The organism is Streptomyces sp. NPDC048637 (assembly GCF_040650675.1).
Lineage (GTDB): Bacteria > Actinomycetota > Actinomycetes > Streptomycetales > Streptomycetaceae > Streptomyces.
This window is the reverse complement of sequence record NZ_JBEZHQ010000029.1, coordinates 97178-108939: the sequence shown is the minus strand read 5'-3', so window position 1 is coordinate 108939 and position 11762 is coordinate 97178. Positions and strand designations below refer to the sequence as shown.

11 protein-coding genes are annotated in these 11762 nt (G+C 71.6%); 9 read left to right on the top strand and 2 right to left on the bottom strand.

The window, feature by feature from the left end:
* Nucleotides 1-163 precede the first annotated feature (163 nt).
* Nucleotides 164-1126, top strand: a complete 963-nt coding sequence (locus tag AB0C46_RS29535) for a zinc-binding dehydrogenase (protein ID WP_362831521.1) — start codon at nucleotides 164-166, stop codon at nucleotides 1124-1126.
* 43 nt (nucleotides 1127-1169) lie between these two features.
* A complete protein-coding gene (locus tag AB0C46_RS29530) occupies nucleotides 1170-1805 on the top strand; it encodes a HutD family protein (RefSeq protein ID WP_362831520.1) in 636 nt (211 codons plus the stop codon).
* Nucleotides 1806-1958: 153 nt separating this feature from the next.
* Here AB0C46_RS29530 and AB0C46_RS29525 read toward each other — a convergent pair whose 3' ends face one another.
* Nucleotides 1959-2870, bottom strand: coding sequence for a hypothetical protein (locus AB0C46_RS29525; RefSeq protein ID WP_362831519.1), 912 nt, complete (start codon nucleotides 2868-2870; stop codon nucleotides 1959-1961).
* 77 nt (nucleotides 2871-2947) lie between these two features.
* Here AB0C46_RS29525 and AB0C46_RS29520 point away from each other — a divergent pair, with 77 nt between their 5' ends.
* The 7 genes from AB0C46_RS29520 to AB0C46_RS29490 all read left to right on the top strand — a co-directional run bounded on the left by AB0C46_RS29520 (nucleotide 2948) and on the right by AB0C46_RS29490 (nucleotide 10375).
* The gene (locus tag AB0C46_RS29520) at nucleotides 2948-4159 is read left to right on the top strand and encodes a CapA family protein (RefSeq protein ID WP_362831517.1); all 1212 of its coding nucleotides are present in this window, start codon (nucleotides 2948-2950) and stop codon (nucleotides 4157-4159) included.
* Between the two features lie 180 nt (nucleotides 4160-4339).
* Complete coding sequence (locus tag AB0C46_RS29515; protein ID WP_362831516.1) at nucleotides 4340-6571, top strand: HAMP domain-containing protein; 2232 nt, start codon at nucleotides 4340-4342, stop codon at nucleotides 6569-6571.
* 6 nt (nucleotides 6572-6577) lie between these two features.
* Nucleotides 6578-7942: a poly-gamma-glutamate synthase PgsB gene (gene pgsB, locus AB0C46_RS29510; RefSeq protein ID WP_362831515.1), complete on the top strand. Its 1365-nt coding sequence runs from the start codon at nucleotides 6578-6580 to the stop codon at nucleotides 7940-7942.
* The gene (locus AB0C46_RS29505) at nucleotides 7939-8421 is read left to right on the top strand and encodes a poly-gamma-glutamate biosynthesis protein PgsC/CapC (protein WP_168481347.1); all 483 of its coding nucleotides are present in this window, start codon (nucleotides 7939-7941) and stop codon (nucleotides 8419-8421) included. Before pgsB ends, AB0C46_RS29505 begins: the two co-directional genes overlap by 4 nt.
* Before the next feature lie 23 nt (nucleotides 8422-8444).
* The gene (locus AB0C46_RS29500) at nucleotides 8445-9530 is read left to right on the top strand and encodes an NlpC/P60 family protein (RefSeq protein ID WP_362831514.1); all 1086 of its coding nucleotides are present in this window, start codon (nucleotides 8445-8447) and stop codon (nucleotides 9528-9530) included.
* Between the two features lie 72 nt (nucleotides 9531-9602).
* Nucleotides 9603-9812, top strand: coding sequence for a helix-turn-helix domain-containing protein (locus AB0C46_RS29495; protein WP_362831512.1), 210 nt, complete (start codon nucleotides 9603-9605; stop codon nucleotides 9810-9812).
* Complete coding sequence (locus AB0C46_RS29490) at nucleotides 9812-10375, top strand: Clp protease N-terminal domain-containing protein (RefSeq protein ID WP_362831511.1); 564 nt, start codon at nucleotides 9812-9814, stop codon at nucleotides 10373-10375. The genes AB0C46_RS29495 and AB0C46_RS29490 overlap by 1 nt, the downstream gene beginning before the upstream one ends.
* A gap of 141 nt (nucleotides 10376-10516) precedes the next feature.
* Here the strand turns inward: AB0C46_RS29490 and AB0C46_RS29485 are convergent, their stop codons facing one another.
* Nucleotides 10517-11398 (bottom strand): hypothetical protein, encoded by an 882-nt coding sequence (locus AB0C46_RS29485; protein ID WP_362831510.1) that lies wholly within the window; start codon nucleotides 11396-11398, stop codon nucleotides 10517-10519.
* Nucleotides 11399-11762 lie beyond the last annotated feature (364 nt).

Below are 11762 nucleotides of genomic sequence, written 5' to 3'. Positions count from 1 at the left end.
CCGCCCGCCCCCTCGCGCGCGCCGCCCGCCGCCGGGCCGGGCCCGCACCTCTCACAGGTGCGGGCCCGGCCCGTCGGCGTAGCGGTGCGCGGCCGGGGCGGCGCGGTGCGTGTCACACCCGTACGCGGTACCGCAGCGCCCGGCCGCGGCCTACGTTGGGATCATGTTTGCTGCCTACGCCGCCCGCATCGACCGTGACCAGCCGCTGAACGGCCTCGAATTGGGGGAGCGCCCGGCCCCTGACGCCCGTCCCGGCTGGACGACCGTCAACGTCAAGGCCGCCTCCCTCAACCACCACGACCTGTGGTCGCTGCGCGGGGTGGGGATCACCGAGGAGGCGCTGCCGATGATCCTCGGCTGCGATGCCGCCGGAGTGGACGCGGACGGCAACGAGGTCGTCCTGCACTCCGTCATCGGGCAGAGCGGCCACGGCGTCGGCCCCAAGGAGAAGCCCTCCATCCTCACCGAGCGCTACCAGGGCACCTTCGCGGAGCAGGTCACCGTTCCCTCCTGGAATGTGCTGCCCAAACCGAAGGAGCTGTCCTTCGAGGAGGCGGCCTGTCTGCCGACCGCGTGGCTGACCGCCTACCGGATGCTGTTCACCAACGGGGGCGTACGGCCCGGGGACAGCGTCCTGGTGCAGGGCGCGGGCGGCGGTGTGGCGACCGCCGCCATCGTGCTGGGCGCCGCGGCCGGGCTGCGGGTCTTCGCCACCAGCCGGGACGAGGCCAAGCGCAAGCGCGCCCTGGAGCTGGGCGCCGAGGCGGTGTTCGCGTCCGGTGAGCGGCTGCCGCAGCGGGTGGACGCGGTGATCGAGACGGTCGGCGCCGCCACCTGGTCGCACTCCATCAAGTCGCTGCGCCCCGGCGGCACCCTGGTCATCTCGGGCGCCACCAGCGGCTTCACCCCGAAGAGCGGGGAGCTCAACCGGATCTTCTTCCTGGAGCTGAAGATCGTCGGCTCCACGATGGGCAGCAAGGAGGAGCTGGCGTCGCTGCTCAGCTTCTGCGCGGCCAAGGGCATCCGGCCGGTCATCGACTCGACGCTGCCGCTGGACCGGGCGCGTGAGGGGTTCACCAAGATGGCGCAGGGTGAGCTGTTCGGCAAGATCGTGCTGACCGTCTGACGGCCCGACGGGCTGCCACCTCTCGATCGGAAGGCTGCGGAACGTGCGGATCCTGCGGGCGGAGGGGCGCCCCGCCACGCCATGGAGCAACGGCGGCGGGGTGACCCGGGAGATCGCCGTGCACCCGCCGGGCGCCGGCTGGGACACCTTCGCCTGGCGGGTCAGCCTGGCGGACGTCACCCGGGACGGGCCGTACTCGCCGCTGCCCGGCGTCCGGCGGATCCTCACCGTCGTCGACGGGGCCGGGCTGGAACTGACGGTGGACGGCACCACCCGGCTCCTCCCGGACCGCTACCGCCCGTTCGCCTTCCCCGGCGGCGCGGCCACCGGATCCCGGCTGCTGGACGGCCCCGTCGTCAACCTCAATGTGATGCTGCGGGAGGGGCGGGCGGACGCGACGGTGGCGATGGTGCGGGGGCGCCGGGTGGTGGAGCCGGTCCGGCGACCGGCTGACGGCCGCGCCGACGGCCCGGAGGCCGTCCTCGTCGTGGCCGTCGAGGGGCCCACCCGGCTCCGGACGGCCGGCGAGTCCGTGGCGCGGCTGGCGCGGTTCGACGCGGCGCTGCTGACGGGGCCGGACGCGGTGCCTGCCGAGGTGCGGACGGACGGTGTCGCGGCGGTGATCCGCTTGTCCGGCCAGGGCCCCGGCCCCGGCCCGGGCCTCAACCCTGGGCCTTGACCCCGGCCCCGTCGATTCCGCCCGCCCGGCCCGGAGTCAGTTCAAGGACACCCCCTAGCTAGGCCGAGCTGCGGCCGGACGTCCAGGCCCCCGGCACGGACGGCCAGCCCTCCGGCACGGGCGGTCAGGTCACCGGCGGTGCCATCCGCAACCTCACCGCCGGGTGGTGCTCCAGGCCGCCGTCGCTGTTCTTGCTGCGTCGGCGGCCTGGGAGATGCGCTTGTCGCTCTCTCGGACGCGGCGGCTGAATTCGATGTGCAGGAAAGGGACTCCGGCGGCCGCCGCGGCGCGGCCCTGCATGTTGGTGCGGCCCTCCAGGGGACAGTCACGGGCCCAGGCGCGGCAGGCGTCCATGCCCTTGTCCTCCAGGGCGTCGGCCACGGCGCGGCCGGTGGCGCGGCCCCGGTCCCCGGCGCCGGTCGAGGTGACCGCGTCGAAGCCGGGTACGGAATCGTCGGCGAATCCGTGCACCTGGATGCCCGGAAGGCGCCGTTTCAGCAATGCGTCGCAGACGGCGTGGAAGACCGTGTCCCGGCGGTGCGCGACGTCGGCCGCGATGCCCCGGCCGGCGTCGCGGTGGGCGCCCGCCAGGACCAGGACCCCGCCGGGCGTTCCGCGCAGGAGGGCGACGCCGAGTTCCTCGCTGTGCGCGTCGGCGACCGGATGCGGGACCTGCACCGACCACCGCGCAGGGGCGGTCAGGTCGACATAGACGCGCCCCCAGCCGCGGGTGGTGGTGCCGTTCTGCGCTGCGTCGGCGAACTCGGCGTACCGGCGGCCGGTGACCCGGTCGGTCAGGGTGCGGATGCGGAAACCCACGTCGGCGAGGCGCTGTTCGGCCGGTGCGTGATGGCCGTCGAGGAACAGACCGACTCCGTCCGCCACCGCCCGCTGCTGTTGCCCGGTGGGTGCGCGGTAGCCGCGGCGCGGTCCCATCCCGGAGGTGAAGTCGGCGATGTGCTGCTTGAGATCAAGGGTGCTCCGCGGGGTGGGGGCCGGATGGTCAGGCTTCTTGGGAGGTTGCCCGCTGCATGCCGTGATGATCACCATGCTGAGTACGATCATGGCTTTGACCAGCAACGTTCTCGGAAATTTCATCTTTGAGGGGAAAGTGTCGGCCATAACTGCATGACAATACTTGGGTGCATATAACCCCTCGTGCAGGCTTCGCGGCTCGCACCACTGCGCTGGCATTGCTCGCGGTGTGCGCCGCGGGATGTGCCGGTTCCGGAGAGAGCAATCCGCCCCGGGCGGAAGGACGTTCGTTCACGGTGGCCGCGGCAGGAGACATCCTGATTCACCCGCAGCTGACGGAGCAGGCGAAAAGAGACGCCAGGAGAACGGGCCGTGGGGTCAAGGGAATTGACTTCAACCCGATCATGGCGGGAATCAAACCGGTCATCAGCAAGGCGGACTTGGGCATCTGCCACTTCGAGCCCGTCGCGGGCAAGCCGGCAGGCCCCTTCCGGTCCTACCCCGACTTTCTCGTCCCCCCGCAGATCACCACCACGATCAAGAAAGTCGGCTACGACACCTGCTCCACCGCCTCGAACCACACCCTCGACCACGGTGCGGCAGGGGTGCAGCAGACCTTGGACGCCATGGACAAGGCCGGTCTGCGGCACACCGGTTCGGCCCGCAGCGGCGCGGAGGCGGGCAAGCCGCTCATCATGAACGTCAAGGGTGTCCACGTCGCACAGCTCTCCTTTGCCTACGGCTTCAACGGCCGCAAAGCGCCGAAGGACAAGCCCTGGCTGGTCAACCGGACCAGCGTCGAGCAGATCGCAGCAGCGGAGCGGGCCGCCCGCAAGGCCGGGGCCGACGTGGTGATCCTCAGCATCCACTGGGGCCAGGAGCACCGGCCCGACCCGAGCACCCCACAGCTGAAGCTCGGCAGGGAGATCGCCGAGAAGACCGGCATCAACCTGGTCATCGGCCATCACGCCCATGTCGTGCAGCCGATGGAGAAGGTGCACGGAACCTGGATCGCGTATGGACTCGGCAACCAGCTCGCCCGCCACGAGACGCCGACCGGACTGTCGGAGGAAGGCGTGATCGGCTGGTTCAAGTTCACCGAGCGGGGCGGTGACTGGGACGTCCGGGCCCGCTATGTGCCGACGCTCGTCGACATCCCGCCGGAGGAGAAAGATCCCGTCGCCGGCGGGGACGGCGAGGCGAGCGGGCAACGCGACCACCGGTTGGTGGACGTGGCCGCTGCGCTGCGTGGCCACAAGAAGCTCACCGCGCAGCAACGGGCCCGCTACCAGCTCGCGTTCGAGCGGACCCGCGGCACGATGCTGAACCGCGGCGCCGCCGAAGGCGCTCTCAAGCCGCTGAAGGACATCCCCGGCTGATTCGCCGCCCCCTCTGTCACTGCCGTACCACCAGACGGTCCCAGCCGTTTGGAACCCAGGAAGGGCTGTCCCTACGTGCCCCCGCGCCCCCCACATACCACCGGCTCACTCCAGGAGGGGAGTTCCCCGTCGGCCGCACCGCCGGCGAAGCTGCGGCCCACGGCTCGGCGCAGAGCCGATATGTCCCTGCTCGGCGGCGTACGCCCGCCCATTGCCGTCCTGTCGGCCCTGCTGCTCGCCCTGGCCGCCGTCACTGCCCTCAGCCTCGGCAGGGTAGGCCACGACAGGATTCCCGAGGCGGTGCTCACCTCTCAGCAGCAGTTCGCCGAGGACGGCGCCATCGCCATGCGGGCCTCGGTCGACGAGAGCGTCACCGACCTCCAGCGCGCGGCCGGACTCTTCAGTTCGGGTGCCCCGGTCCCGGCCGACGCCGTGCTGGACAAGGTCGGCAGCGTCTACCAGAAGTGGCGCGGCACGGCCGTCATCGAGGTCGGGTCGGGCAAGCTCCTCGCCGCCCGGGGCGAGAACCTGCCCCTGGCGACCCTCGACCGCGGAAAGCTGTCCGAGAAAGGCGGGCCCGGCCCGCGCATGGTGCGCCTGGCGAACGGTGAGACCCGCCTGCTCTCCTTTGCCCTGCTCTCCTGGGACGGCCGGCCGCAGCAGCTTCTCGTCGCGTCCCGCAGCCTTCGCGTCCCCGCCATCAGCCTCGGCCAGTTCCGGACCATCGCCGTGCTGGACTCGACGGGCGCCATCCTCAGCCGCGGTGGCAGCCGCGAGTCCGAGCAGGACCTCGACGACCCGCAGCGGAAGGCGGCCAAGCGGGCGGACGGCCAGCTGAGGGCGTTCGCCAGGACGGCTGCCGAGAAGGCCCGTCAGCACCCGCTCAAGGCCAGGGAACCAGGTTCCGGGGGCTTTCCGGGGGTGAGCGGGAGCCTCACCGGCGGGGCGTCCCACGGCGAGCGCGCCGCGGCCGGTTATGCCACCCTCGCTCCCGCCCGGCCCGGCGAGAGCACCGTCGCCGGCGGCCTCGGTCTGACGGTCGTCACGATGGTCGACGTGGCCGAGGACCCCTCCCGGGGCACCGACCCGCTCTTCGGCATCGCCGCGGCCGGCGCGCTGCTCGTCATCGGCGCGGCTGTCGTGGCCCTGCTTCTCGGCCTCGTGCAGCGCCCGCTGCTCCGGCTCTTCCTGGAGAGCCGCCGGCTCGCCGGAGGGGAGCTGCAGCGGCCGGTGAGCGTACCCGCGTACGGAGAGGCGGCCCGGGTCGGCCACGCACTGGAACGTCTGCGGTGCCAGCTCCTCGGCGCACCGCAGGGCACGGACGGCCCCGCCACCCCGCGGCGGCTGCGCCGGATCGGTGCCCGGGGCCTGACGGCCGCGTGTGCGGTACTCCTGCTCGCCTGGTCCGCCCCACTGGCGCTGTCCCTGAACCACGCCGACGCGAAGGCCGTCATTCCGCAGCAGATCGTCAACGACCAGCGCGAGCGCACCGACACCCTGGCCGACCGGGTCCGGCGGGCCCTCGACGAAGGCCATACCGACCTCGTCTCGGTGGCGTCCCTGATCGGCGAGGGCACCTCGCCGGACCAGATGGCCACGGTCCTGGAGCGCACCCTTCAAGAGCACCCGCGGTATGCGTCGCTGTACCTCCTCGGCGCCGACGGAAAGGTACTGGCCCGGGCCGGCGGCACTCCGCACCACCCGGCCGGCAAGGGCCCGGGCACCCGAGGGCTCACCGTGCTCAACGAAGGGGGCAAGGAGCCAGTCGTGGCCGGCTACGCCGAGGTGCCGGGCCGGAAGGGTGCCGTCGTGGCCGGTGAGTTCCGGGTCGACTTCTTCAACTCACTGCTCAAGCGGCCCGGCCTCGGCGAGGTCCGGGTGGTCGACGACAAGCGCCGGACACTCGGTGGCAACACCGGCTACCGCGCCTTCGAGAAGCTGCCCTCCGAGCGGATCGACACCCTCGTGCAGGGGACGGGCGCCAGGGCCGGCGCGAGCCTGCGGCCCGGCGCGCTCCTCGACCGCGACGGCAGCAGCGTCCAGATCGCGGCGGCGGCCCCGTTCAACGGCGGCGGCGTGGCGAAGTCACTGAACTGGACGGTGGTCAGCTGGAAGCCCGCTGACGGGCTTGCCCTCCCCGAGAACACCGTGCAGAACCACACCGTGCTGGCCGGACTGCTCGGCCTCACCGCTGCCGCCGCCTGTCTCGGCTGGCTGCACATCGTGGTGGCGCGCCCGCTGCGCACCCTGGCCGCGCAGGCCGAGGCGCTCGCCGGCGGGGACCGTCGCACCGTGCTCTACCCACGCCATCACGACGAGGTCGGCGCCGTCGTCCGCAGCCTGGAGCTGATCCGGCAGGAGCTCCAGGAGCAGCGCAAGCGGGACAGTGCCCCTCTGGCCGGAAGGAACTGACGGACCGTGCTCTTCCTCTACACCGTTCTCGTCGTGTGCTGCGCGATCCTGCTGATCGCCGGAATCATCGAGCAGCGACGGCACTTCAGCAATCTGGCGCACATCCCCACCCGGGTGCTCGTCAACGGCATCCGCGGCAAGAGCTCCATCACCCGGCTGTGCGCGGGTGCGCTGCGGGGCGGCGGCCTGACCACCGTGGCCAAGACGACCGGTACCGCGGCCCGGTTCATCCACCCCGACGCCACCGAGGAGCCGGTCTACCGCAAGTTCGGCATCGCCAACGTGGTCGAGCAGATCGGCATCGTCCGGCGGGCCGCCGCGTACCACCCGGACGCCCTGGTGATCGAGTGCATGGCCGTCATGCCGGCCCTGCAGGAGATCAACCAGTCCAAGCTGATCCGGTCCACCATCGGTGTCCTGTGCAACGTCCGCGAGGACCATCTGGCCGAGATGGGGCCCACCCTCGACGATGTCGCCCGCTCGTTGTCCCGCTCCATGCCGGAGGGCGGTATCTGTGTGACCGCCGAGCAGGACCGGTTCCACCTTCTCCAGGAGGAGGCGGACGCCCGCGACTGCCGGCTGATCTACGCCGATCCCGGGACCGTGACCGATGAGGAGTTGCGCGGCTTCAGCTGGTTCACCTTCAAGGAGAACGTGGCCATCGCGCTGACCGTCGCGGAACTGCTCGGTGTGGACCGCGAGACCGCACTGCAGGGCATGTACGACGCTCCGCCGGACCCGGGGGTCCTCTCCGTCGAGCGGTACCGCACGCCCGACGGCAAGCGGCTGCGGTTCGCGAATGTCTTCGCCGCGAACGACCCCGAGTCGACGCTGATGAACATCCGTCAGCTGCTCGACCTGGGCGCGATCCACCGCCCCCTGAACGTCGTGATCAACTGCCGCCCCGACCGTGTCGAGCGCAACGGCCAGATGGGCGAGATCATCCCCGAGCTCGAACCCGACAAGGTCTTCGTGATCGGACATCCGGCCAGGAGCGCGATCGAGGCGATCCCCGCCGCGTGGCGCTCCCGTGCGGTGGACCTCGGCGGCGACCGCCGCGACCCCGAGGAGTTCATGGCTCAGATGGTGAGCCACCTCGGTCCGGATTCGTCGCTGGTCGCCGTCGGCAACATCCACGGCCAGGGCGAGCATCTGCTGGAGCGGCTGGCCGAACTTCCCGCGGACGAAGGACCCGACGGCGTTCCGCAGCACACCCAGGACGGCCCGGCGGACTCCGCGGAACGCCCCGCGCCCCCTGCCGACCGGTCCACGGGCCACCCACCGGCCCACGAGTCCCGCCCGCACCAACCGTTCGTACCGCAGCAGCACCCGCACACCGATTCGTGGCAGAGCTCAGGAGAGCACCCTTGATCCCCGCCGTCCTCACACCCGAGATCGCCGCTATCGGCATCGCCCTCGGGCTCATGTTCTCGCTCGTCTGCTATCTGACGACCAACCTCTCACCAGGCGGCATGATCACCCCCGGCTGGCTCGCGCTGACCCTGGTGGAGGATCTCCAGCGGGCCGCGATGGTCGTGGGGGTGACGGTCCTGACGTACCTCGCCACCCTGTTGGTGCAGCGGGTCGCGATCCTCTACGGCAAGCGGCTGTTCGCGGCCGTCGTGCTGATCGGTGTCGTGATCAACGGCACGCTGATGATCGTGCTGCAACTGGAGTTCCCGCTGATGTACACGAATCAGACCCTCGGGTTCATCGTCCCCGGTCTGATCGCCTACCAGCTGGTCCGCCAGCCGAAGGGACCGACCGTGCTGGCCACCGGCTCGGTGACGCTCATGGCCTATGTCGTGCTGGCCGCCGGAATTCTGCTCGGCGTCATGCCGTCCGCCTGACCGAACGATTCGGAGCCGATCCCATGAGCGCAAAGACCCAGCGCGGCCGTCGCCGCGTTCTGCACGCCGTGACCGTGACCGCCCTGCTCGCCGGAAGTGCGTGCTTCACCGTGGCACTTCGCGCGGAGGAGCAGACCGCGGCACCTGCCATTCCGGCGGTCACCGATGAAGCCGGCCTCAAGTCGCCCCTTACCCGAGGGCTCTCCGGAGACCTGACCTGGGAGCGGCTCCGGAGTCCGGCCCGCTCCGTGCTGCGCGGCGAGAAGGGCGAGGTGTTCGCCACCTTCACCGACGGGGCCCGCACCGCCACCCTCACCGGCCGGAGCCGCACCTTCACCGAGCCCGCCGCCACCAGGTCCCGGATCGTCACCGACAACTGGGTCCGGATGATGCCGGAACCCTGGCGGAAGGGCGCCGAGAAGGAGAAGTGGTTCAAGGACTGGTTCAAGAACAATTTCGGCAGCGAGAAGGACGATCTCTTCGCGATGGCCTTCCAATACGTCGCCCAGGCCCCGGCGAAGCTGAACGCCGCGGGGGTCAGGTACGCGGGCGACGCGAACTACGGGCCGATCGCTGCGCACGGCGGGTCCGGCGCCGGCCAACGCCTTGAGGAGTCCGACTTCTACGACTACCTGGGCATCCCGTACACCTTCCGGGACGGCACCTCGATGCAGCCCGAGAGGGCACGGGCGCGGTCCATGGACTGCTCCGGCTTCATCCGGGCGGTGCTGGGCTATCGCGCCGGCTACCCCCTGAAGGCCGACGACAAAAAGGGCGACGGCCTGCCTCGTACGGCCAACGGGATGGCCCGCTCCGGACTCGGTGCAGACGTCGTGCCGCTGACCGGCTCCGCGCCGGCCTTCGCCAGGCCGGCCTCGATCGATCTGCTCCAGCCCGGCGACCTGGTGTTCTTCAAGCTGGAGGCCCGGACCGAGGAGCGGCTCGACCACGTCGGCATGTATCTGGGCAACGACTCCGACGGGCACCAGGTCTTCATTTCGAGCCGGCAAGAGGTCAACGGCCCGACCATCGGAGACAAGGGCGGTACGTCGCGGCTGGACGGAAACGGCTACTACGCCAGCGCGTTGCGCAGCGCCAAACGCCTGTAACGGAACCTCGGGAGAGCGAACACCTGTCAATGGAGGTTGACATACCCTGGGCGTCAACCTAGATTGACATCCATGACCGAAGCAACGGATCTCGCCGAGCGGGCCGGCGACCGGGACCCCCGGGTCGGACTCCGCGCCGTGGCCGCGCTCCGCCGGCTGCTGGAGCAGCTCGAAGCCGTCCAGGTGCGCAGCGCCCGTGTGCAGGGCTGGTCGTGGCAGGAGATCGCGGCGGAGCTGGGTGTCAGCAGGCAGGCAGTGCACAAGAAGCACGGGAGGCGCTGATGTTCGAGAAGTTCACGGCCGATGCGCGCGCGGTGGTGCGTGGCGCGGCGGAGCAGGCGGACCGTACGGGCAGCGGCACGATCGGCGAACCGGAGCTGCTGCTCGCGCTGCTGGAGCGGACCGCATCACCGGCCGCCGGGGTGCTCACCGCACTCGGTGTCCACGAGCGGCGGGAGTCGGTGGCGGACGCCCTTGCGGAGGCGCGCCGCCGCGGCGGGGTGTCGACGGCGGACGCGGCGGCGCTGGCCGGGATGGGCATCGACATCGACGCGATCGTGGCGCGGGTGGAGGAGGCCCACGGGGTGGGCGCGCTGGCCGCCGACGGGACGGCGGGGCGCCGGAAGCGGCTGCGCCGGCCGTTCACCGCGGAGGCGAAGTCCGTGCTGGAGCGCGCCCTGCGGATCGTGGCCGGCCGCGGTGAGCGGCACATCGGCGATGAGCATCTGCTGCTCGCGCTGACCACCCGGCCCGGACCGGCCGCGGCGGTGCTCGCCGACCACGGGGTGACCTACGACGAGGTGGTGCGGTTGCTCGACGGGACGCGGGGCCGGCGCGCGAGTTGAGCCGGGTGGGGCGGTTCCGTGGGCAAGCCGGGTGGGGCGGTTCCGTGGGCAAACCGGATGGGGCAGCTCTGTGGGCAAAGGGGCCGCCTCGTGGCCGTCCGGCGGACCGGGCCCCTCGCGGCGGCCCGGCCGGGCCCGCCCCTACGGGTAGGTGACCTTCACCCTCCCGATGCCCAGCGTGCTGTGCCGCGGGAGGTATCCGGCCTCGAAGACCGCGCAGAGTACCGGGGTGAGCAGTTGCGCCAGCCGCTCGGCGCGGGAGTGGCCCAGTGCCCGCCACGGCCCGGCCGCCAGCCGGTCGGTCGTCCGCTCGATCGCCTCGCGCTCCTTGTGGGCGCGGTCGGTCGCGGTGCCGTCCGGGGCGATCCAGCCACGGGCGGCGAGGCGGTGCCGGGCGTCGCTCCACTCCTGTGCGCTCCAGCCGCGCCCCACGAAGTCGGCGGCCGGCGCGGCACCGATCGCGGCGAACGACACCAGGGCCTCACAGGGGTCGAGTTCACAGGTCAGCAGGGCCGCCAGATGGCCGTCGCCGCGGTGTTCGCGGAGTACGGTCGCGGCCTGCCAGAGCACCAGATGCGGTGCGTCCGGCCAGGGCAGATCGCGGTTCGCGGCGGCCAGCGGACGGGCGGCGGGACCGGCGTTCTCGGCGGCCTGGCGGGCGAGCCGCGCCGCCTCGGCGAGCTGTGCGGCGGTCAGCCGGCCGTCGATGAGGGCGGTCAGCGCACGGTCCATGGCCAGCAGCCGGGCATCCAGCACCTTGGCCGGGTCCGCGACGGTCCAGATCCGCGGGAGGTACCGGGTGATCATCCGCGGGCTGAAGGTGTAGTACGTCGCGGCGACCAGCTCGGGCCCGGCGGCGCCCAGCGGAGCCGTACGCCAGGCGAAATAGCTGGGCCAGCGGGACGCGACATCATGGCCGAGGTCGGCCGCGACCTGGCGTGCCTCGGGGGCGAAGTAGAGCGTGGCGTGCAGTGGCTCCAGCAGGTGCCACATCCGGCGGGCGACCGAAAGGTATTCCGACATCGCTTTACCTCATGGCCTTCACGATGCGTGCGCAGACGGGAGACGTGGACCGTGGTCCGGAACACGGCCGTCGGCCCGCGGAACCGGGCAGCTGGGGCTCCCTGGAACCCGGTGCCGGACGAAAAGCCGTGCGAAGTAGTGACTTCCCCGATTACGCCGCGTGAATCCAGACCGCAGATGGCAACTGTGGGTAACAGAAGCCGGGTTGGGGGAATCCGGTTCCGGCCGTCGCGGACGCAGGTGCCCGGAATTTCGCCGGAGGCGGTGAACGGGCTCATCGGCGCGCTGTGTACGAGTGCCGGGCTCCGGAGCCTGCGGAGCCCGCGGCCTGCGGAGCCCGCGGCCGGGAGCTGAGCGGCCGGGA

Excerpts from the sequence above, each read along its gene's own strand:
- AB0C46_RS29500 (WP_362831514.1), top strand. The coding sequence starts at position 8,445 with ATGAGCGCAAAGACCCAGCGCGGCCGTCGCCGCGTTCTGCACGCCGTG.
- AB0C46_RS29485 (WP_362831510.1), bottom strand. The coding sequence starts at position 11,398 with ATGTCGGAATACCTTTCGGTCGCCCGCCGGATGTGGCACCTGCTGGAG.
- AB0C46_RS29535 (WP_362831521.1), top strand. The coding sequence starts at position 164 with ATGTTTGCTGCCTACGCCGCCCGCATCGACCGTGACCAGCCGCTGAAC.
- AB0C46_RS29495 (WP_362831512.1), top strand. The coding sequence starts at position 9,603 with ATGACCGAAGCAACGGATCTCGCCGAGCGGGCCGGCGACCGGGACCCC.
- AB0C46_RS29515 (WP_362831516.1), top strand. The coding sequence starts at position 4,340 with ATGTCCCTGCTCGGCGGCGTACGCCCGCCCATTGCCGTCCTGTCGGCC.
- AB0C46_RS29490 (WP_362831511.1), top strand. The coding sequence starts at position 9,812 with ATGTTCGAGAAGTTCACGGCCGATGCGCGCGCGGTGGTGCGTGGCGCG.
- AB0C46_RS29525 (WP_362831519.1), bottom strand. The coding sequence starts at position 2,870 with ATGATCGTACTCAGCATGGTGATCATCACGGCATGCAGCGGGCAACCT.